This is a genomic window from Roseomonas sp. TF40 (assembly GCF_057219975.1).
Map to the genome: position 1 here is coordinate 246664 of NZ_JBXVVR010000004.1, position 19115 is coordinate 265778.

Genomic DNA, 19115 nt, shown 5'->3' on the forward strand with positions numbered 1-19115 from the left:
GGCGATGCCTCAAAGGGCCATGCCATCGTCAGGATCAAGCGCCGCCTGGCGCGCCAGGCGTCCGGACCGGATGCGGTGCGCGCGAGCCCGAGTTGCGTCGTCCTCCTGCTCCTCGTCGAGCAGCGGCAGCTCCTTTTCCGCGGACGGCGAGCCCAGCTCGGGCGCGATCTGCTCGTGCTCCGGCAGCGCAGGTTCGCGCCTCACCCCTCCGTCCTGGTCGTCGCTCGCTGCCGATGTCGCCGAGGGTTCTGGTGGTGTCTGTGACGGTGGAGTCAGACTACTCCAGTCGTCGCCGTGGACGGCGATGGGCTCGCTGGGCCGCAACTCCGTCGGCGCCACCACGCGCGCGCGAAGCTGCCGGTCCTCGTAGTAGCGTGCCTTCCGCGCCCGGATCGGCGGGCAGCCCGACACCAGGACAATCTCATCGGTTGGTGGCAGCTGCATCACCTCGCCAGGCGTCAGCAGCGGCCGCGCCGTCTCCTGGCGGCTGACCATTAGATGACAGAGCCACGGGGACAGGCGATGCCCAGCGTAGTTCCGGCTGTCGCGGATCTCAGTCGCCGTGCCGAGCGCATCGGAGACGCGCTTGGCCGTACGCTCGTCATTCGTCGCGAAGGCAACGCGGACGTGGCAGTTGTCCAGGATCGCGTTGTTCGGGCCATAGGCACGCTCGATCTGGTTCAACGACTGCGCGATGAGGAAGGACCGGATGCCGTAGCCCGCCATGAAGGCGAGCTGGCTCTCGAAGAAGTCGAGCCGCCCGAGCGCGGGGAACTCATCGAGCATCAGCAGCAGCCGATGGCGCCGCCGCTCGTTCTCCAGCGCTTCGGTCAGGCGGCGGCCGATCTGGTTCAGCACGAGCCGCACCAGCGGCTTGGTTCGCACGATGTCAGAGGGTGGGACGACGAGGTAGAGCGTGACCGGCTCGCGCGCCTCGACCAGGTCGGCGATCCGCCAGTCACAACGGCGGGTGACCTGCGCGACGACGGGATCGCGATAGAGACCGAGGAAGCTCATCGCGGTCGAAAGCACACCGGACCGTTCGTTGTCCGACTTGTTGAGCAGCTCGCGCGCGGCCGAGGCGACGACGGGGTGCGGCCGATCGCCGAGATGCGGCGTGGTCATCATCGCGGCAAGAGTCCGCTCGATCGGACGCCGGGGATCGGAGAGGAAGCCCGCCACGCCGGCCAGCGTCTTGTCCTGCTCGGCGTAGAGGACGTGCAGGATGGCGCCGACCAGCAGCGAGTGGCTGGTCTTCTCCCAATGGTTTCGCCTCTCCAACGCGCCCTCCGGATCGACCAGGATGTCGGCGATGTTCTGCACGTCGCGGACCTCGCTGTCACCGCGGCGGACCTCGAGTAGCGGGTTGTAGGCAGCGCTCGCCGGATTGGTAGGGTCGAACAAGAGCACCCGGCCGAAGCGCGCCCGCCAGCCGGCGGTGAGGTGCCAGTTCTCGCCCTTGATGTCGTGGACGATGGCCGAGCCGGGCCAGGTCAGCAGCGTCGGCACGACGAGGCCCACGCCCTTGCCGGAGCGGGTGGGCGCGAAGCACAGCACATGCTCCGGCCCGTCGTGCCTGAGGTAGCGCTGCGCGAACCAGCCGAGCACGACACCATCGGGGGCGAGCAGCCCGGCGTCGCGCACTTCGCGCTCCGTCGCCCAGCGGGCCGAGCCGTAGGTGGTGACATCCCGCGCTTCGCGGGCGCGCCAGACGGACATGCCGATGGCGATGCCGATCGCCGCGAAGCCCCCGGCCGCGGCGATGATGGCGCCCTCGTAGAAGACCCGTGGCGCGTAGGCGTCGTACCAGTACCACCACAGGAAGAAGGCCGGCGGCGGGTAGACCGGCACGCCGGCCCAGACGTCCATCGGCTGCCCGAGCTGCGGTTGGTAGCCGAGGCGCCAGGCGACCCACTGCGTCGCGCCCCAAACCGCGGCCAGCACGATCAAGAAGACGACCAGGACCTGGCCCCAAAGAATCTTGGTGGCTGTCATGGGCACATGGGGAGCAAAGTGAGCATGTCGCGGGACGTGCGCGATTTCGGTTCGCGATCTCAAGGCGGGCGCGGCGCGCGGTGCAGAACCGGCGGCGATGTCGCGCAAAACGGCGGAGCGTGCGTGTTGCACGCGGCCCCACTTTGGTGCCGGCTACAGGTGGGAGCGATGGGTGCCCCTTCGCCCGCGACTGACCTGCCGCGAGCGCGCTGCAACGATCGCCGGATGCAGGCTCGTCACGAAGCCAGAGGCCTCCGCCATCATTCGAAAGCAGTCAGAGACTGGTCGGCGATGCGGGCTCCCGCCTACGGCGTCGGGCGATAGCCGCGCAGGCGCGCGTAGGCTTCGCGCTGCGACGCATCCAACGCGTCGCGCATGTCGATATGCGTCGCGAGGTGCACCTCTCTCAACCGTCCGCTTAATGCCCCCAGCGCCGTCGTGATGGCCGCCAGGCGCCCGGCGTCGGCAGCAGCGCCCGCGAATAGCTCGTCCAACTCATCCTCCAGCACAACGATGCGTGCGCCGAGCACGCGGGCTTCGGCCAGCATCCGGGCGCGCAGCATCTCGGCGGTCGCACGCTGCGCGGCGGTAAGCCCAAGCGCCTGCGCAAGCTCCAGGACGTGCATGGGACCCGGGTAGCCGTTGAGTTCCGCGGCGAGAGCAAGCGCCATGCCTCGCCCCGCGCGCAGATCGGCCTCGCGCTCCGCCGAGAGCGCCTTGATGCGCCGCTCCTGCAGTCCCGCATAGGGTCCCACGGGCGGCGCGCCATGGCCCGGCCCGTGGTGAACGGGTGGCGGAGCATGCTGCGCGGACGCGGGCGCGCCGCACAGCGCCAGGACAATCATGGCCAAGGCGAGACGCATCGGAACCTCCAGCGCAGGTTCCAGTAGCGTGCCGGGCATATGCCCGCGTATGATCTTGATCATATGTCGCCGGACCTGCTTGCCGCCTTGCCGAAGGGCCAGGACCGCCTGCTCACGGCGGGGGAGGCCCTGTTCCGTGCCGGCGATCGCCCGATCGGCCTCGCACTCGTCCGGCATGGCGCCGTCGAACTCCGCCGTGTCTCGGCCGAAGGTCGGCTGTTGATCCTGCACAGGGCCGGACCTGGCGAAAGCTTCGCCGAGGCCTCCCTGTTCGAGCCGCGCCACCATTGCGACGCCATCGCCATCGCGCCGAGCCTCGTCACGGTGCACGCCGCGACCGCGATGCGTCGTGCCGCGGCGGCGGACCCGTCGATCGGCTGGCGGCTCGCCGCGCATCTGGCGGCGCGGCTTGTCGCGGAACGGGCGCGCGCGGAACGCCTTGTGCAGCCGCGCGCCGCCGACCGCCTGCTGGACGCGCTGCATGCGCTGCCTGTGCACAACGACGGAATGCGCCATCTGGGAGGGTCCTGGAAGGCGCTCGCGGCTGAACTTGGCCTGACGCACGAGGCGACCTATCGCGCGCTCGCGCGGCTGGAGCGCGAGGGGCTGGTGCGGCGGGAGGGGCGCGGGGCCGTGCGACTCTTGGCCCGCGCGGGGTGCTGACCGGCGTCGGCGCATTGCGGCTCGCGAAAACGATGGTCGGCCGATCGCGATTGCCCGTTGGCCTGCGCAGACGATCGGCGGCGCATCGTCACCCGCGGGCCGGATCGGGCGGGCGCCGCACCGCGAAGAACGTCAGACAGGTCCGCCTTCCCCGCCATGGGTCGGGTCGTCACAATGCCCGTGCTCGAAATCGGCCAGCGTCTCGATGATCCGGCATTCTCCGATCACCCCACCGGCGCAGGTCGCGGCCATCCGATCCAGCTCGGCGCGAAGCGCTTCGAGCCGGCGCAGGCGGGCATCGATCTCGCGCATCTGTGCCGTCGCCAATCGGTGCGCCGCGCTGCAATCGGCCTCGGGGTGATCGGCGAGGTCGAGCAGGGCGCGGATCGCCATGCTGTCGAAGCCGAGCTCGCGCGCGTGTCGGATGAAGCCGAGGCGGCGCAGATGCGACTCGGAATAGGCGCGGTGGCCGCCCTCCGTGCGGGCGGGCGACGGCAGCCAGCCCTCCTGCTCGTACCATCGGATGGTGGTGGCCTTGACGCCGGTCGCGCGCGCCAGGTCGCCGATCGAGTAGGCAGCGCTCATCGGCCCTTCCTCTGTTGCCTTTCAAGAAAACGGGCGAAGGCGGCCAGCGCCTTCTCGCTGGCATGGTGCTCGAGGCCCTCGGCGTCGGCCTCGGCGGTCTCCCCATCCAGGCCCACGGCGATGAGAAAGCGCACGACAAGCTCGTGCCGCGCCTTTGCCCGTGTGGCCAGGTTCGCTCCGGCCTCTGTGAGGAACAGGCCGCGATAGGGCCTGGTCTCCACCAGACCGTCGCGCTGGAGGCGGGCGATCGTATTCGCGACGGTCGCCTGGGAGACGCCCATGCGCCGGGCGAGATCGACCGCCCGCGCCTCGCCCTCGGCGCGGAGCAGGTCGGCGATCAGCTCGACATAGTCCTCGGCGACGGCGGTCCGGTCCGCCTCGCGCTGGCGCGCGAAACGGGCGGCGTGATCATCCTCGGACGGCAGTCGCTCCAGGGCGGGCGTGCGTCGCATGCGGCGTTCGGGTCTCCGGGCTCGGCGCTCTTGATAGCCGCACAATCACTCTATAGCCTATGCTAAGTTTTGGAGGCGTGCCATGAACCCACCCCCGGATACCGCCGCCGCGCCCGCGACGGGCACGCCGAGCCTGCCGGAGGTCCATCGCAGCGTCGCCGTGCCGAACGCGGGCGGCTTCCTGCGCAAGATGTTCGCCTTCATGGGGCCGGGATACCTGGTTGCGGTCGGCTACATGGACCCGGGCAACTGGGCCACGTCGCTCGCCGGCGGATCGGCTTTCGGCTACACGCTGCTCGCCGTCGCGCTGACCTCCTCGCTCATGGCGATCCTGCTGCAGGCGCTCTGCGCGCGGATCGGCGTCGCGACGGGGCGTGACCTCGCGCAGCTCTGCCGGGACCGCTTCCCGAAGCCCGTCGCCTATCCGCTGTGGTTCTTCGCCGAGGTCGCGATCTGCGCGACCGACCTGGCCGAGCTGATCGGAACGGCGATCGCGCTCGAACTCTTGTTCGGCATTCCGCTTCTCTACGGCGTGATCCTGACCGCGCTCGACGCGTTCCTCATCCTCTGGCTGCAGAACAAGGGCGTGCGCTGGCTCGAAGCGCTCATCTTCGGCTTCATCGTGCTGATCTTCGGCTGCTTCGCGGTGCAGATCGCGCTGTCCGACCCCGAATGGGGCGCGGTGCTGCGGGGCTACGTGCCCGCCGTCTCGATCGTGACGAACGAGACGCAGCTCTACATCGCCATGGGCATCCTCGGGGCCACGGTGATGCCGCACAACCTCTACCTCCACACCGCCGTGGTCCAGTCGCGCGCCTGGACGCTCGACGAGCCGGGCAAGCGGGAAGCCATCAAGTTCGCGACCATCGACAGCACCATCGCGCTGACTCTGGCGCTGTTCATCAACTCGGCCATCCTCATCACCGCGGCGGCGACCTTCCACACCGCCGGCAACACCGAGGTCGCCGAGATCGGCGAGGCGTATCAGCTGATGGCGCCGCTGCTCGGCAGCGTCCTCGCCGCCAAGCTTTTCGCGATCGCGCTGCTGCTGTGCGGCCTCAACGCCACGGTCACCGCGACGCTGGCCGGCCAGGTGGTGATGGAGGGCTTCCTGCGCTTCCGCCTGCCGCCGGTCCTGCGCCGCCTCGTGACGCGGCTGATCGCCATCATACCGGCGATCGTCGTGACCTGGCTCTACGGCGCGTCCGGCACGGCGCAGCTGTTGATCCTGTCGCAGGTGATCCTGTCGGTGCAGCTGCCCTTCGCGGTGATCCCGCTGATGATGTTCGCATCCGACAGGAAACGCTTCGGCACCTTGGCCGCGCCCGCCTGGCAGCTGGCACTCGGCTGGCTGATCGCGGCGGTGATCGTCGGCCTCAACCTCAAGCTTCTCTTCGACGCGGCGTTCGGAGACTGACGTGCGGATCTTTTGCGGGAGATTGCAGATGACGCACCGCAGACGCCTTGTGGCCGGACTTCTTGCCGTTGCTTCGCTGATGGCCGCACGACGGGCGTCCGCGGCAGGCGATCTGTCGCGCCAGGAGCCCATCGTGGTGACGGTCGAGCTCGGCCGCCCCGACGGGCGTCATGCCTTCGAACCCAACCGGCTGCGCTTCGAGACCGGCCGGCTCTACCGGCTGGTCCTGCGCAACGTCAGCCGCGATCCGCACTACTTCACATCGGACGAATTCGCCGCGCGCGTCTTCACGCGCAAGGTCCAGGTCACGCAGCGCCAGCCCGATGGCCGGGAGGTCACGCTCGCGGAATTCAAGGGCAGCATCCGGGAAATCGAGGTCTATCCCGGCCATGCCGCGGAATGGTGGTTCGTGCCGGTCGCGACGGGACGCATCACGGACCTGCGCTGCGGCATCGTCGCCGCCGATCGTCGCACCCATGCCGAGCACGGCATGGTGGGCGAGATCGTCATCGAGTAGAAGGGCATTCCAGCGGAGGATCGGAGCGCGCCCATGACCACCCGCCGTAGCCTGCTCGCCACGATCTGCGTTGCGGTCCAGCCGATTGCGGCTTTGGCGCAGGCGGGGCCGCGCGTCAGCGTCTGGCGCGACCCGAACTGCGGCTGCTGCTCGGGCTGGGTCGCGCATCTGCGCGCCGAAGGGTTTGCGGTGCAGGATCAGGTGGTGCCCTCGGTCGCGCCGGTCCGGCGGCGGCTCGGCACACCCTCCGACCTGCTGTCCTGCCATGCGGGCGAGGTCGAGGGCTTCGTGCTCGAAGGGCATGTTCCCGCCGCCGCAATCCGGCGCCTTCTGGCGGAACGTCCTGCCGGCATCCGCGGCCTTGCCGTGCCGGAGATGCCGGTCGGCTCGCCCGGCATGGAAGTGCCCGGCGCACCGGTCGACGCCTACGACGTCATCGCCTTCGGCCCGGGTCCGCACCGGCCCTTCATGCGGTTCCGCGGACCGCATCCCGTCTGAGGCCAGCGCCGCCGCGCGCGATCCGCGCGGGGCCGGAGCCGGGTCTCACGCCATCGCGCCGGGCGTGAACAGGATGCCATGCGGCGACCGCCCGACCCGCGTCGTCTGGACCGCGCCACTGCGCGGGTCGAGCTTCGCGATACGGCCGGTCCAGCGCAGCGTCGCCCAGATCGATCCGTCCGCATCGAAGGTGAGGCAATCGGGCCCGCCGCCGATCTCGTGGACGCGCCTGACATCGAGGGTCACGGGATCAAGGGCGGTGATCCGGCTGTCGACGCGCGATGTGACATAGATCAGGCCATCCTGGGGGGATTCGAACACCGCATGGGCGCCGCGGCCGACAGGGATGCGCCGGTCGGCCTGTCGCGTCGCCGCGTCGATGACGGTGACGAAGTCCCCGCCCATCACGCCGACCAGGATGCGGCCGCGATGCCAGAGGATGCCGGCGGGCTCGCGCCCGACATCCGCGCGCCAGACCTCGGTCCGGGTTTCGAGGTCGATGGCGATCGCCGCATCGTCGCCCTGCAGCGTGACGAAGGCATGACGGGAATCCGGGGAGAAGGAGACATGGCTCGGCTTGCGGCCCGCGAGCAGCCGGCCCTCGAAACCGAGCGCCGTGCCATCCCACCGGTAGACGTCCACCTGGTTCCGCCGCAGGCTGGTAACGACCAGCCGCCGCCCGTCAGGCGTGAAGCCGAGATTGTAGGGGTTGCTGATCGCCTCCCGCCGCCGCACCTCGCCGCTGCGCGGGTCGATGAGGAACATTTCGTTTCCCCCCGAATCGCCGACCAGGATGAGGTCTCGCGCCGGCGTCAGGACGAGGTGGTGCGGCTCGCGCAGGACCGGGACTCGGCGCTGCTCGCCGGTGCCCGCAGGGTCCAGCACCTGCACGTTCGCGTCCAGCGAGTTCAGCACGAACAGCGATCCGGCCTGCCGCGGAAGCGGCAACGACGCTGGCGTCTGGCCGCCTGCTGCGCGCGATGCCGCAACCAGCGGCGCTGCGAGCGCAGCGCCGATGACGACACGGCGACGCAGTGCGGAGTCAATTGAAGCGAAGCGTGGCATGGCACATGCCCTATGCCCTGGAGGTGGGGGGAGATCAGGGGGGACATTTCTTGTCCCAAACAACGCGGCGAACGCGCAAGGGGGAAAACCCGCGCGGTCCGATGCGCCCGCCGGTCCGCTGATCGTGTGCCCCGATGATCGGAATGCCTCTTGAACCTCCAGTGGCTGGAAGTTTCATAAGTCCGGTTGGCAACGGTTTGGACGGGCATCATGGGCGCAGCGCCGAAGCTGACCTGGCGGGTGGAGGGCATGGATTGCGCCTCCTGCGTCGCCAAGGTGACCAGGGCGGTCGAGCGCCTTCCGGGCGTCTCGGGCGTCGAGGTCAACCTCATGGCCGAGCGGCTGACCCTGCAACTCGGCGTCGACGGCAGGGCGGACGCGGTCGAGGCTCAGGTTGCGGCGCTCGGCTACGCGACGACGCGGCTCGACGGCGGCGGGGCGCCAGCGCCGTCCGGCGAGCCGCAAGGCGCGTCCGGGCACGTGCATGCGCATGATCATCATCATGAGCATGACCACCAGCACGGCCACGACCGCAACGGCGCCGCCGCGGCCGCGGCCGAGGCGGCCGCACCCGCCGGGCATGCCCACAGCCATGCCGACCACGACGACCCGGCCGATGCCGAGAAGGCCTGGTGGGCCACCGGCAAGGCGCGGCTGGTCTGGATCCTGTGCGGCCTGGTGCTCGGTGCCTACGCCCTCTCACTCGCCCTGCCGGAGCGGCTGACCTACCCGCTCTTCCTCGCCGCGACGCTCGTTGCTCTCGTGCCTTTCGGGCGCCGCGCGATCGCGCTGGCCCGAGCCGGCAGCCCGTTCAGCATCGAGACGCTGATGTGCACCGCCGCGATCGGCGCCGCAATCATCGGCGCGGCCGAGGAGGCGGCCGTGGTCGTGCTGCTGTTCGCGGTGGGCGAGCTGCTGGAGAACGTCGCCGCCGGCCGCGCCCGGGCCGGCATCCGCGCACTTGCCGGCCTGATGCCGCGCAGCGCGCTTCGGCTGCGTGCCGACGGCACGACGGAACAGGTCGGGGCCGACCGGCTTGCCGTCGGTGATCTTGTTCTGGTGCGCCCCGGCGACCGCGTGCCCTGTGACGGGGTGATCGAGGAAGGCACCTCCGCCCTCGACGAAAGTCCGGTGACGGGCGAAAGCGTGCCGGTCGCGCGCGGCCCCGGTGAGGACGTGCTGGCCGGCAGCATCAACGCGGAGGGCGCGATCCGCGTGCGCGTCACGCGCGCCGCGGCCGACAACACCATCGCCCGCATCATCCGCATGGTCGAGGACGCGACCGCCTCGCGCGCGCCGACCCAGCGCTTCATCGAGCGCTTCTCGGCCTGGTGGACGCCGGGCGCGATGATCGTCGCACTGCTGGTGATCTGCATCCCGCCCTTCGCGCTGGGCTGGGACTGGTGGACGAGCCTCTATCGCGGCCTCGCGGTGCTGCTGATCGCCTGCCCGTGCGCGCTGGTGATCTCGGTACCGGCGGCGATGGCCTCCGGATTGTCGGCGGGCGCTCGGCGTGGGCTGCTGATCAAGGGCGGCGCGGCGCTGGAGGCCATCGGCAGCGCGCGGACCGTCGCCTTCGACAAGACGGGCACGCTGACCGAAGGGCGCCCGCGCGTGACCGACGTGCTTCCGGCCGAGGGACGTGGTGCGGAGGAGGTGCTGGCGCTCGCCGCCGCGGTCGAACAGGGGTCCGCCCATCCGCTGGCCAAGGCCATCCTGGCGGAAGCGGCCGCGCGCGCCGTCACCGTGCCGGCGGCCGAGGCGCAATCCGCCGTCCCCGGGCGCGCTGTCGTCGGCACCGTCGCGGGGCTGCGGGTCAGCGTCGGCAGCCCGCGCCACGCGCGCGAATCCGGCGCTGATGGCGGTGCACTCGTGCCGTCTCTCGAACGTCTCGAAGGCGAGGGCAAGACGGTCTCGGTGGTGCTGGCGGGTGGCGTGGTCGTCGGGCTCATCGCGCTGCGCGACGAGCCGCGCGCGGATGCCGCCGCGGGCGTGGCCGCGATCAGCGCGCTCGGCGTCCGGCCAGTGATGCTAACCGGCGACAATCGCCGCACCGGCGAGGCGATCGCCATCTCCCTCGGCCTCGACGCCAAGGCCGAGCTGTTGCCCGACGACAAGCTGCGCGAGATCGGCCGGCTGCGGGAACGCGGCGCCGTCGTCATGGTCGGCGACGGCATCAATGACGCGCCGGCGCTCGCCGCGGCCTCGGTTGGCGTCGCGATGGGGGGCGGCACCGACGTGGCGCTGGAGACCGCGGATGCCGCCGTCCTCAAGGACCGCGTGACGGGCGTGGCCGAGCTCGTCTCGCTCTCCCGCGCGACCATGGCCAATGTGAAGCAGAACGTCGCTGTCGCGGTCGGGCTCAAGGGCGTGTTCCTGGTGACGACGATGCTCGGCATCACCGGCCTGTGGCCGGCGATCCTGGCGGATACCGGCGCGACGGTGCTGGTGACGCTGAACGCGCTTCGGCTGCTGCGGTGGTCGCCGGCGGTGCCGAGGCCACCCGCCTGATGCCTGGAACCTGTGACGGCTCGCGACCCGGGCCGCCGGGCGATGGCGTGCCCCGCGGCGCGGGCAGGCGGACGCGGGCCGGCGCCGCCATGCGTCGGCGCTGGCTCATGCCTGCGCTGGTCCTTTCCTGGCGGCTCCTCGCATCGAACCCGTCGACGGCGCAGGACATCCAGGCCGGCGGCCTCCTCCTCACCGGTGCCTGGGCGAAGGCGGAAGCAGCCGACCAGCGCCTGTCCTTTGCGTTCCTGACGATCCGCAATCGCGGGCCCGAGGCCGATCGGCTGCTCGGCGCCTCTTCCGCAAGTGCCGCGGTGGAGTTGCGCGAACCGGATGCGTCGGCACGCGGCGGCGCCCGTGCCGTCACCGAGGGTTTCGCCATCCCGGCCGGCGGGCTGCTGGCACTGGAACCCGGCGGGCTCCATCTTCTCCTGCGTGATTCGCAGGTCCCGCTCGGACTCGGCGACGAGATCCGCGTGACGCTGCGCTTCGAGCGGGCGGGGATGGTGGTCGTCCCGTTCCGCGCGCATTGGCACTGACGATGGTCCGCAGGGAAGAGGCGCCCTGCGCTCGCGCGCCGGCATCACAGGCCGCGCCGGCGTGGCCGCCAGCGGTCGCTCGGGCGCCTATCCCGGGCTTCAAGCGACGTGCCGCCACGGGCGCCGCGGCGGTCGGGCTCGGTGCCCTCAGTGCCACGGCGCTGGCGCCGCTGCACGTCGCACCGGCGGTCCTCGTCGCCTTCGGCGTCCTGTGGCTGCTGCTGGAACGAACAGCTTCGCTGCGCGGCGCCTTCCTGCTCGGCTGGCTGTTCGGCCTCGGTTCGTTCCTGCTCGGCCTGTCCTGGATCACCGAGGCCTTCAGCGTGGACGCAGCGCGCTTCGGTGCGCTTGCGATGCCCGCACTGCTCGCGCTCAGCGCCGGCCTTGCGCTGTTCCCGGCGATCTCCCTGGCCGCCGCGCGTCTCATCGCCGGGCCGGCCGGCGGATTGCCGCTCGCTCTGGCCCTGGCAGCGGCCTGGGTGGCCGGCGAGTGGCTGCGCGGCACCATCCTGACCGGCTTTCCCTGGAACATCGCCGGCTATGCCTGGGGCGTCAGCGATTCGGGTCTGCAGGTGGCGGCGCTGATCGGCGTCCATGGCCTCGGCCTGCTGGCCGTGCTCGCGGCGGTGCTGGCCGCCGTCGCCCTGCGGCAGCGCCGCGTCGGGCCCGCCGCCGCGAGCGCGCTGATCCTCGCGCTGCCCTGGCTCTGGGGCGCAGCGCGGCTGGCGGATACCGCACCGGCGCAGGTGCCGGGCGCAAGGCTGCGCCTGGTGCAGCCGAACATCGCCCAGGACCTGAAATGGGCGGAGGGCGAGCGCGACCGCATCCTCGCCCGGCTGCTCGCGCTCAGCGCGACACCGCCGGCCGACGGCCCGGCGCCGACGCATATCGTGTGGCCCGAGAGCGCGGTGCCCTTCCTCCTCGCGGAAGCGCCGGCGATCCGCACGGCGATCGCGCGCGTCATCCCGCCCGGCGGCGTGCTGCTGACCGGCGCGGTCCGCCGCACGCGGACGGCCGATGGCACGCCGGCGCTGCTCAACAGCCTGCTCGCGCTCGACGATGCGGGCGGGATCGTCGCCGCCTACGACAAGGTGCGCCTGGTGCCGTTCGGCGAGTACCAGCCGCTGAGGGCGCTGTTCGCGAGCCTGCCGAAACTCACCGTCGGCACCGTCGACTTCATTCCGGGTCCGCCGCGCCAGCCGGTCCGGGTCGCGGGGGTGCCGTCCTTCTGGCCGCTGATCTGCTACGAGGCGGTCTTCCCGGGCCCGCTGCCCGTGGACGCGCCGGCGCCGGGCTGGATCCTGAACGTGACGAACGACGCCTGGTTCGGCACCTCCTGGGGTCCGTACCAGCATGCGCTGGCTGCCCGCCTGCGCGCCATCGAGCTCGGCCTGTCGCTGGTGCGCGTGGCGAACAGCGGCATCACGCTGGTGACGGACGCGATGGGACGCGAAGATGCGCGACTGCCGCTCGCGACCGAGGGGGTGCTCGATGTGTCGCTGCCGGCGGCGGCGGCCGGCAGCACAGTCTACGCCCGGCACGGCGACCTGCCTTTCGGCCTGGGCGTTGCGGCGCTGGCGGGGCTCGCGGTCGTCGGGCGGCGTCGCGGGTGACGCTCGACTTCACCCTGTTCGGGCTGTTCCTCGCCTTCGGCGGCGGGCTCGTGTCCTTCCTTTCGCCCTGTGTGCTGCCGCTGGTGCCGGGCTACGTCGCCTGGGTCGCGGGAACCGACCTTGCCACGGCACGCGCCGAGCGCTGGCGGGCGCTGCGCCTCGCGGCCTTTTTCGTGCTCGGCTTCGGGCTGGTCTTCGTGCTGCTCGGCCTGGGCGCCACCGCGCTGGGCGGCCTGCTGCGGCGCTGGTCGTATGAGCTGACCATCGCCGGCGGCCTGCTGATCGCGGCGATGGGTCTCGTGCAGATGGGCCTGCTGCGCCTGGCACCCCTGATGCGCGACCTGCGCTTCAGGCCCCCGGGGGAAGGCGGCGGTCCGGCCTCCGCAACGTTGATCGGCATCGCCTTCGGATTCGGCTGGACCCCGTGCATCGGACCGGTGCTGGCCGGCGTGCTGGCGGCCGCCGCGGTCACGCCTGGCGCGGGGGCGGGACTGCTCGCGGCCTATGCGCTCGGCCTCGGCGTGCCCTTCCTGCTGGCGGCCTTCTACCTGCCGGCCGCCATGGCCCGGGCGCGGCACCTGGGACGGCTCGGACGCATCCTCCAGGTCGTAAGCGGTGTGGTCATGCTCGCCGCCGGCCTCGCCATCGCAACCGGCGAGATGACGCGTCTCGCCATCTGGATCCTGGAGGCCTTCCCATGGCTGGCACGGCTCGGATGACCGCGGTCGCCGACGGCCCGGCGCGACGCTTCGGCCTCGTCGCGGCGCCGATCGCCGCGGTCATCGACCAAGCCAGCAAGGCGTGGGCCCTCGATGCGCTCTGGCCGCCCTACAGCGAGGGCGTGGTGCTGCTGCCGGTGCTGAACCTCCGGCTCGGCTTCAACACGGGCGTGACCTTCGGGATGTTCGCCGACAGCGCGGCCGGCGCGGTGTGGCTGCTGGTCGGCATCAAGGTCGCGATCGTCGCCTGGCTGCTGCACTGGCTCTGGCGCGCCACGTCGCGGATCGAAGCCTTGGGGATCGGCCTGATCATCGGCGGCGCGTTCGGCAACATCCTGGATCGGCTCCGCATTGGCGCGGTCACCGACTTCGTCGATGTTCACTACAAGGGCTGGCACTGGCCGACCTTCAATCTCGCTGATGTCGCCATCGTCGGCGGCGTCACGCTGCTGGTGCTCTTCAGCTTCCGCGCAACGGACCGGCAGCCGACACCCTCGTGATGACCATCTCAACGCAGGAGGAACCAACGATGCCCCATGCCATTCAACGCCGTACGGCCATTGCCGCCGGACTGTCCCTTCCAGGCGCGGCCGCGCTGGCGCAAGCGCCCGGAGCCCAGCCCTTCGAGCCGACCGCGCCCGGCCCGGACACGCCGCGGCCGCTGCCCGGCGAGCGCATCATCGGCCGCGCCGACGCACCGGTGGCAGTCATCGAGTACCACTCCCTCACCTGCGGAAACTGCGCGCGCTTCCACACCGAGATCTTTCCGCGCATCCGTTCGGCCTTCATCGAGCCGGGCCTGGTCCGCTTCGTGATGCGGGACTTCCCGCTCGACCGCGTGGCACTTGAGGCCGCCGCCATGGTCCATTGCGGTGGGCCCGAGCGCTACGAGGCGCTGATCTCCACGCTCTATGCAAATAAGGAGAGCTGGGCGCACAGCCCGGATGCGCGCGCCTGGCTGCGCCGTGCCGGCACCGTGGCGGGCATCCCGGCCGCCCGTATCGATGCCTGCATGACCGACCGCGGCTTCACCGACCCGATCCTGCTGATGCGGCTTCAGGGAGAGCGCGAGTTCCGCGTCGACGCCACGCCGTCCTTCGTCATCAACGGGCAAGTGCACCGCGGCGTGCAGAGCTTCGAGCGCTTCTCCGCCCTGGTGCGGCCGCTGCTGCCGGCCGGCGCCGTCCCTCGTGGCTGAGCGCCGGTGCTTGCCTCCCGCCGCTCGTCGGGGCAGAGGATCGCGCATGATCCGACACCGCATGATCCTCGGCGCCCTTGCGGGCGTGCTCGCCGCTCCGTCGGCCGTCGTCGCCGCGCCATGCCCGGCGGCGTTGCCGGTTGCGGGGGAGTTCTCCTCGGGCTTCGGGATGCGCCATGGGCGACCGCATCCGGGCGTCGACATCCGCGCGCCGATCGGCACCCCGGTCGAGGCGGCAGGCAGAGGTGCTGTCGTCTTCGCAGGTCGCTATTTCGACTATGGGTTGATGGTTGAGATCGAGCACGCCGACGGATCGCGCGCGCGCTATGCCCATCTCGCCCGCTTCGCGCCGGGAGTCGTGTCGGGCGCCGCGGTACGCGCCGGCCAGCGCCTCGGCGATGTGGGCCGCACGGGACGCACGACGGGCGCCAACCTCCATGTCGAGCTGCGCCGGGACGGGCGCGCTGTCGATCCCTGGCCCTGGCTCACCGCCATCGCCTGCGTACCCATGATGGAAGTGGCGGAGGCGCCGCCGCGCCGATGAGGTCGTTGGCGATCTTCGTGGCCGCGGCCGTGACCGAGATCGCTGGATGCTACGCGTTCTGGGCGTGGCTGCGGCTGGGAAAGCCAGCTATCTGGGCCGCCGCTGGCGTCATCTCGCTGATCGCCTTCGCCTGGTTGCTGACGCTGGTCGAGGTGGAGCACGCCGGCCGTGCCTATGCCGTCTATGGCGGGGTCTACATTGTGGCGACGCTCGCTTGGTTGCGCATGGTCGAGGATTTCGCCCCGGATCGTTGGGACCTGATCGGTGGCGCGGTGGCGCTGGCCGGTGCGGCAATCATCCTGTGGGGGCCGCGCAACGCATGAGGCGCGCCTGGACCGAGTTGCGTACGCCGGTCTCCGTGCTCGTTCTGCTCGGCCTTTTGGCGCGGCTGCTGGCGCCGCTGCCAGCACTCGCGGCGGTGGAAGGGGCGGCCTTCGACGCTGCACTCCGCGCCAGCCTGTGCCTGCCCTCGGGCCTTCCGGCGCCGGATGCGCCCAACGAGGCGCCGCAGACGGCGGCCGGCGCGCATTGCCCCCTGTGTCGGCTGCCCGATGCCGCGGATGCGCCGCCTGCACACGCGCATGTCCTGCCTGCTATCGCCTGGACCGCGCTACCCGCGCTGCGTGTCGTCATTGCCGATGCGGCGCCGCCGTTATCGCCGCGCACGCCACCGCCAGCCCGTGCCCCGCCTGCCGCTCCGAACCTCGACTGAGACGTCTCCCGCTTGTGCGGGGCTGCGCCATTCCTTGTCGGAGTTTCTTTGCATGCGTCGCAACATCCTGCGCGCGGTCCTCGCGACCGGCGTCGCCTTCATCTCGCTGCCCAGCTCTCTTGCCGCGCACGAGTTCCGTGTCGCCGACCTTCTGATCGAGCATCCCTGGACCCGGGCGGTGGGCGAGCGCGCGCAGACCGCGGCCGGCTACATGGTCATCCGCAATGCCGGTGCTGCGCCGGACCGGCTGATCGCCGCGGAGACGCCGCGCGCGTCGCGCGTCGAGCTCCATGAGATGTCCGTTACGGACGGCATCATGCGCATGCGCCCGATCACGGACGGCATCGCCCTGCCACCTGGCGCGGAGGTACGCCTGGCGCCGGGCGGCCAGCACCTCATGCTGATCGCGCCGCAGGGTGGCTTCGCTCAGGGTGCTCGCGTGCCTGTGACGCTGGTCTTCGAGCGCGCTGGACGTGTGGAGGTCGAACTTGCGGTCGAGGCTGGGGGCGCGCGCGGCCCCGCGCCGCATCAGGGCCATTGAGGCGAGCGATGCTGCGAACCATCCGCTGGCTGGCCTGGGGTGCCGTCGGCATCCTGGGCTTCGTGCTGCTGGCGACCACCGGTGGCTGGCTGGTGTCGGATGGGCCGCTGGGACCGCGGCGAGTCGCGACCGGACCGCAGTCGCTGGCCATCGGCGGCCCCTTCAGCCTGACCGATCACCGTGGCCGCGCCGTCACCGAGCGTGACTTCCGCGGCCGTCCGATGGCGGTGTTCTTCGGCTTCACCTACTGCCCCGATGTATGTCCGACGACACTGACCGAAATGGCGGGCTTCATCGAGGCGCTTGGCCCCGACGCCGACCGCATCCAGTGGGTCTTCGTCAGCGTGGACGCCGAACGGGATACGCCGCAGGCCTTGGCCAGCTACCTGGAGGCGTTCGACCACCGTATCACCGGGCTGACCGGTACCGAAGAGCAGATCGCCGCCGCTGCGCGCGCCTTCCGCGTCTATTATCGTCGCGTGCCGCTTGAGAGCGGGAGCTACACGATGGATCACGCGGCCAGCGTCTTCCTGCTGGACGCCGAGGGGCGATTCGCGGGGACGCTGGACTACAAGGAGAGTGAAAGGGTGGCGCTGGAGAAACTGCGGCTGCTTCTGGGTCGCGGCTGATGTGAATGCCGGCCGGATGGTGGGGTGGCGCCGGCCCGGCCGGCGGCGACGCCGGACCTGGACGATGCGGCACCGTCTAGATGGACAGCTTGCGGGCACGCGGTCGCTGCATGTCCGGCAGGGCGAGCGCATCGTGGCGCGCGCGCTGTCTGCGCTGCCGCTCTCGTTCCATCGACGGCTTCCAGGGCACCAACTGGAAGCCGAGCCCGTCGTCGATCATTGCGAAGCGACCCGACGCCAGGTCCAGCCGCCGGGCGAACACGCCAGAGACAGGTGCACCATCATGCCTCGGCCGCCATGTCTTCCCCGTCGCCGCCGTCACTTGTGCCGCGGCCACCGTCAGCTCGCGTTGGCGCAATGTCTCCAGGAGGTCGCGCGCGAAGGTTAGGCGCGCGCCCTCACGGCGGGCGAGGCCCTCCGAGACAAGGTGCTCGGTCCTTGCCGCCATGGCGGCGCGAACCTCGCCGCCGAAGCCGTCCCCATCGACGACACCAGTTGCTCCATCAAGAAGGCGGCGGTCGAGCCATGTTGCTCCCTGCGCCGTGACCTGCGCCTCGATCGGTAGATCGGAGCGAATTGCAAGCGCAGAACGCTGCCGGCCCCTGACGTCGGTGAAGTGCCGGAGCTCGACCACGGCGCCGGGTGCTGCGTCGCCTGTGTCATCCAGATCGCCGAAGCGAAGATGGTGTGCCCTACCGTCGACCCCATCGACGATCGCAAAGGCCGTGCCGGTGAGTTCGTCATCAAAGCCGCGTGCGACCAGCCGCCCGACGATGGTGCTGCGCTCGGCGTCAAGCACATAGCGTTCGGCGCCGCGATCCCATCCTCGACTGGTTAGCTCCCGGTGCATGCGCTTGATGATGTCTCCGCTTTCGCCGAGCGCGCGGAGGCGCGGCTCAAGGTCGTCGGCAAGGCGCCATTGCGCCGGCCCGACCGGTTCGGCGAGGCCGAGGCGTTCCAGCGTTCGAAGGCGGCCGATCCGGCGTGCGGAGTCGGCCCGACCGCTGGCGCCCGGCATGGGCCGAAGGTCGACCACGCGATCGGTCGCATATCGCGTCAGGTCGCGGTCCAGGCTCGTCCACCGCTCGGCCTGGGTCTCACGCTCCATGCTTCGACGGATATCCTGTTCCGTCCTCGGACCCAGCTCCAGGGTGGCGAGGTCCGCGGCGCGGGCGCGCAGCCCGTCGCTGATGTAGTCGCGCGAGATCACCAGGTTCTCCCCGTCGTCGGCCCGACCACGGACGAGAACGTGGATGTGGGGATGCTCCGTGTTCCAGTGGTCGACGGCGACCCAGTCGAGCTTCGTGCCGAGGTCACGCTCCGCGGTCGCCATCAGGTCGCGCGTGTAGGCTCGGAGGTCGGCCAGGTCGGCGGCATCCCCGGGTGAGACGATGAAGCGGAAGTGGTGGCGGTCACCCTCGCAGCGCTCGGCGAAGGCGCGGTGGTCGGCCTCGCCGGTTGCGTCGAACATCTGTCCTGGCGCGCCGTCGCGCGTGACGCCGTCGCGCCGGAGGTACGAGAGGTGGGCAGAGAGAGGCGCGGCGCGGGCGCCGTGCCGGACGACGCGTGCCTTGATGGCGACGACGCGGCTGTGAAGTCGCAGCCGCGCGCGGGCCTGCACGGTGGCGGCGCGGCCGCGGCCGAAGGTGCTGCGGCTGGAAGTCCGACGTTCGCCGCCGCGCTGGAACCCGCCGGCCTTCTCTGTTGCCGCGAGCGCCTGAGCGAGGAAGGTCCGTGCTCGTCGCGGTGGCTTCGCGTCGCGGATGCGGCCGGGTCGGACGTGCAGGTCATCGTCGCGGGTCATGTGCGTGTCGCCCGCACATCGCGCGAAGTCCTGGCGGCGCAGTGTCTGGGGAAATCGCGGAGGCTGCGCGTCCTAGGCGCACCTCGCGCGAGAGCGCGGTGTTCCGTGCCTCCGTTGCCCCGACCGCCGACCCGCACATCGCGGCCTTTATCTTGCGATCTGCGGTCGGGGTTCCTCGGTTCGCCGCCTCCTCCGCTCTGGTGGTCGGCCCTGGAGTAGCCGGCAGCACGAAAGAAGCACCCGAGCATGCGCG

21 protein-coding genes are annotated in these 19115 nt (G+C 71.0%); 15 read left to right on the forward strand and 6 right to left on the reverse strand.

What is annotated here, in order from left to right; translation table 11 throughout:
- Positions 1-9: 9 nt before the first annotated feature.
- Both AC2D9U_RS14380 and AC2D9U_RS14385 read right to left on the reverse strand, forming a co-directional pair.
- Complete coding sequence (locus AC2D9U_RS14380) at positions 10-1995, reverse strand: conjugal transfer protein TraG (RefSeq protein WP_484750089.1); 1986 nt, start codon at positions 1993-1995, stop codon at positions 10-12.
- Positions 1996-2300: 305 nt separating this feature from the next.
- On the reverse strand, positions 2301-2921 hold the full coding sequence (locus AC2D9U_RS14385) for a hypothetical protein (protein WP_484750091.1): 621 nt from the start codon (positions 2919-2921) through the stop codon (positions 2301-2303).
- On the opposite strand from AC2D9U_RS14385, the gene AC2D9U_RS14390 reads away from it, so the two are divergent.
- Entirely contained in the window at positions 2922-3521 is a 600-nt protein-coding gene (locus tag AC2D9U_RS14390) for a Crp/Fnr family transcriptional regulator (RefSeq protein ID WP_484750093.1), read from the forward strand.
- 132 nt (positions 3522-3653) lie between these two features.
- On the opposite strand, the gene AC2D9U_RS14395 is transcribed toward AC2D9U_RS14390, so the two are convergent.
- Both AC2D9U_RS14395 and mntR read right to left on the reverse strand, forming a co-directional pair.
- The gene (locus AC2D9U_RS14395) at positions 3654-4106 is read right to left on the reverse strand and encodes a MerR family transcriptional regulator (RefSeq protein ID WP_484750095.1); all 453 of its coding nucleotides are present in this window, start codon (positions 4104-4106) and stop codon (positions 3654-3656) included.
- Positions 4103-4558, reverse strand: coding sequence for a manganese-binding transcriptional regulator MntR (gene mntR / locus AC2D9U_RS14400; RefSeq protein WP_484750097.1), 456 nt, complete (start codon positions 4556-4558; stop codon positions 4103-4105). Before mntR ends, AC2D9U_RS14395 begins: the two co-directional genes overlap by 4 nt.
- An 82-nt stretch (positions 4559-4640) precedes the next feature.
- On the opposite strand from mntR, the gene AC2D9U_RS14405 reads away from it, so the two are divergent.
- From AC2D9U_RS14405 to AC2D9U_RS14415, 3 genes are all read left to right on the forward strand, one after another.
- Positions 4641-5975 carry an Nramp family divalent metal transporter gene (locus tag AC2D9U_RS14405; protein WP_484750099.1) on the forward strand — a complete coding sequence of 445 codons (1335 nt, stop codon included), beginning with the start codon at positions 4641-4643 and terminating at the stop codon, positions 5973-5975.
- A 79-nt stretch (positions 5976-6054) separates the two neighbouring features.
- Positions 6055-6492: a cupredoxin domain-containing protein gene (locus tag AC2D9U_RS14410; protein ID WP_484750101.1), complete on the forward strand. Its 438-nt coding sequence runs from the start codon at positions 6055-6057 to the stop codon at positions 6490-6492.
- 33 nt (positions 6493-6525) lie between these two features.
- Positions 6526-6990, forward strand: a complete 465-nt coding sequence (locus AC2D9U_RS14415) for a DUF411 domain-containing protein (protein WP_484750103.1) — start codon at positions 6526-6528, stop codon at positions 6988-6990.
- Between the two features lie 45 nt (positions 6991-7035).
- Here the strand turns inward: AC2D9U_RS14415 and AC2D9U_RS14420 are convergent, their stop codons facing one another.
- Positions 7036-8055: a YncE family protein gene (locus AC2D9U_RS14420; protein WP_484750106.1), complete on the reverse strand. Its 1020-nt coding sequence runs from the start codon at positions 8053-8055 to the stop codon at positions 7036-7038.
- A 210-nt stretch (positions 8056-8265) separates the two neighbouring features.
- On the opposite strand from AC2D9U_RS14420, the gene AC2D9U_RS14425 reads away from it, so the two are divergent.
- The 11 genes from AC2D9U_RS14425 to AC2D9U_RS14475 all read left to right on the forward strand — a co-directional run bounded on the left by AC2D9U_RS14425 (position 8266) and on the right by AC2D9U_RS14475 (position 17058).
- A complete protein-coding gene (locus AC2D9U_RS14425) occupies positions 8266-10566 on the forward strand; it encodes a heavy metal translocating P-type ATPase (RefSeq protein ID WP_484750108.1) in 2301 nt (766 codons plus the stop codon).
- 107 nt (positions 10567-10673) lie between these two features.
- A complete protein-coding gene (locus AC2D9U_RS14430) occupies positions 10674-11102 on the forward strand; it encodes a copper chaperone PCu(A)C (protein WP_484750109.1) in 429 nt (142 codons plus the stop codon).
- A 2-nt stretch (positions 11103-11104) separates the two neighbouring features.
- Entirely contained in the window at positions 11105-12715 is a 1611-nt protein-coding gene (gene lnt, locus AC2D9U_RS14435; protein ID WP_484750110.1) for an apolipoprotein N-acyltransferase, read from the forward strand.
- Positions 12712-13434, forward strand: coding sequence for a cytochrome c biogenesis CcdA family protein (locus tag AC2D9U_RS14440; RefSeq protein WP_484750112.1), 723 nt, complete (start codon positions 12712-12714; stop codon positions 13432-13434). The genes lnt and AC2D9U_RS14440 overlap by 4 nt, the downstream gene beginning before the upstream one ends.
- Complete coding sequence (gene lspA / locus AC2D9U_RS14445; protein WP_484750114.1) at positions 13431-13934, forward strand: signal peptidase II; 504 nt, start codon at positions 13431-13433, stop codon at positions 13932-13934. The genes AC2D9U_RS14440 and lspA overlap by 4 nt, the downstream gene beginning before the upstream one ends.
- 29 nt (positions 13935-13963) lie before the next feature.
- A complete protein-coding gene (locus AC2D9U_RS14450) occupies positions 13964-14632 on the forward strand; it encodes a thioredoxin domain-containing protein (protein ID WP_484750116.1) in 669 nt (222 codons plus the stop codon).
- A gap of 46 nt (positions 14633-14678) precedes the next feature.
- Positions 14679-15176 (forward strand): M23 family metallopeptidase, encoded by a 498-nt coding sequence (locus AC2D9U_RS14455; protein WP_484750118.1) that lies wholly within the window; start codon positions 14679-14681, stop codon positions 15174-15176.
- Positions 15173-15499: a YnfA family protein gene (locus tag AC2D9U_RS14460; RefSeq protein ID WP_484750120.1), complete on the forward strand. Its 327-nt coding sequence runs from the start codon at positions 15173-15175 to the stop codon at positions 15497-15499. Before AC2D9U_RS14455 ends, AC2D9U_RS14460 begins: the two co-directional genes overlap by 4 nt.
- Positions 15496-15888 carry a hypothetical protein gene (locus AC2D9U_RS14465; protein ID WP_484750121.1) on the forward strand — a complete coding sequence of 131 codons (393 nt, stop codon included), beginning with the start codon at positions 15496-15498 and terminating at the stop codon, positions 15886-15888. The genes AC2D9U_RS14460 and AC2D9U_RS14465 overlap by 4 nt, the downstream gene beginning before the upstream one ends.
- Positions 15889-15940: 52 nt before the next feature.
- Positions 15941-16429 carry a copper chaperone PCu(A)C gene (locus tag AC2D9U_RS14470; RefSeq protein ID WP_484750123.1) on the forward strand — a complete coding sequence of 163 codons (489 nt, stop codon included), beginning with the start codon at positions 15941-15943 and terminating at the stop codon, positions 16427-16429.
- Positions 16430-16437: 8 nt separating this feature from the next.
- On the forward strand, positions 16438-17058 hold the full coding sequence (locus tag AC2D9U_RS14475) for an SCO family protein (protein ID WP_484750125.1): 621 nt from the start codon (positions 16438-16440) through the stop codon (positions 17056-17058).
- 76 nt (positions 17059-17134) lie between these two features.
- Here AC2D9U_RS14475 and AC2D9U_RS14480 read toward each other — a convergent pair whose 3' ends face one another.
- Positions 17135-18862 (reverse strand): relaxase/mobilization nuclease domain-containing protein, encoded by a 1728-nt coding sequence (locus tag AC2D9U_RS14480; RefSeq protein WP_484750127.1) that lies wholly within the window; start codon positions 18860-18862, stop codon positions 17135-17137.
- Positions 18863-19115 lie beyond the last annotated feature (253 nt).

Coding starts and splice junctions, on each gene's coding strand:
- AC2D9U_RS14380 (WP_484750089.1), bottom strand. CDS start 1,995: ATGACAGCCACCAAGATTCTTTGGGGCCAGGTCCTGGTCGTCTTCTTG.
- AC2D9U_RS14385 (WP_484750091.1), bottom strand. CDS start 2,921: ATGATCAAGATCATACGCGGGCATATGCCCGGCACGCTACTGGAACCT.
- AC2D9U_RS14390 (WP_484750093.1), top strand. CDS start 2,922: ATGTCGCCGGACCTGCTTGCCGCCTTGCCGAAGGGCCAGGACCGCCTG.
- AC2D9U_RS14395 (WP_484750095.1), bottom strand. CDS start 4,106: ATGAGCGCTGCCTACTCGATCGGCGACCTGGCGCGCGCGACCGGCGTC.
- mntR (WP_484750097.1), bottom strand. CDS start 4,558: ATGCGACGCACGCCCGCCCTGGAGCGACTGCCGTCCGAGGATGATCAC.
- AC2D9U_RS14405 (WP_484750099.1), top strand. CDS start 4,641: ATGAACCCACCCCCGGATACCGCCGCCGCGCCCGCGACGGGCACGCCG.
- AC2D9U_RS14410 (WP_484750101.1), top strand. CDS start 6,055: ATGGCCGCACGACGGGCGTCCGCGGCAGGCGATCTGTCGCGCCAGGAG.
- AC2D9U_RS14415 (WP_484750103.1), top strand. CDS start 6,526: ATGACCACCCGCCGTAGCCTGCTCGCCACGATCTGCGTTGCGGTCCAG.
- AC2D9U_RS14420 (WP_484750106.1), bottom strand. CDS start 8,055: ATGCCACGCTTCGCTTCAATTGACTCCGCACTGCGTCGCCGTGTCGTC.
- AC2D9U_RS14425 (WP_484750108.1), top strand. CDS start 8,266: ATGGGCGCAGCGCCGAAGCTGACCTGGCGGGTGGAGGGCATGGATTGC.
- AC2D9U_RS14430 (WP_484750109.1), top strand. CDS start 10,674: ATGCCTGCGCTGGTCCTTTCCTGGCGGCTCCTCGCATCGAACCCGTCG.
- lnt (WP_484750110.1), top strand. CDS start 11,105: ATGGTCCGCAGGGAAGAGGCGCCCTGCGCTCGCGCGCCGGCATCACAG.
- lspA (WP_484750114.1), top strand. CDS start 13,431: ATGACCGCGGTCGCCGACGGCCCGGCGCGACGCTTCGGCCTCGTCGCG.
- AC2D9U_RS14450 (WP_484750116.1), top strand. CDS start 13,964: ATGCCCCATGCCATTCAACGCCGTACGGCCATTGCCGCCGGACTGTCC.
- AC2D9U_RS14455 (WP_484750118.1), top strand. CDS start 14,679: ATGATCCGACACCGCATGATCCTCGGCGCCCTTGCGGGCGTGCTCGCC.
- AC2D9U_RS14460 (WP_484750120.1), top strand. CDS start 15,173: ATGAGGTCGTTGGCGATCTTCGTGGCCGCGGCCGTGACCGAGATCGCT.
- AC2D9U_RS14465 (WP_484750121.1), top strand. CDS start 15,496: ATGAGGCGCGCCTGGACCGAGTTGCGTACGCCGGTCTCCGTGCTCGTT.
- AC2D9U_RS14470 (WP_484750123.1), top strand. CDS start 15,941: ATGCGTCGCAACATCCTGCGCGCGGTCCTCGCGACCGGCGTCGCCTTC.
- AC2D9U_RS14475 (WP_484750125.1), top strand. CDS start 16,438: ATGCTGCGAACCATCCGCTGGCTGGCCTGGGGTGCCGTCGGCATCCTG.
- AC2D9U_RS14480 (WP_484750127.1), bottom strand. CDS start 18,862: ATGACCCGCGACGATGACCTGCACGTCCGACCCGGCCGCATCCGCGAC.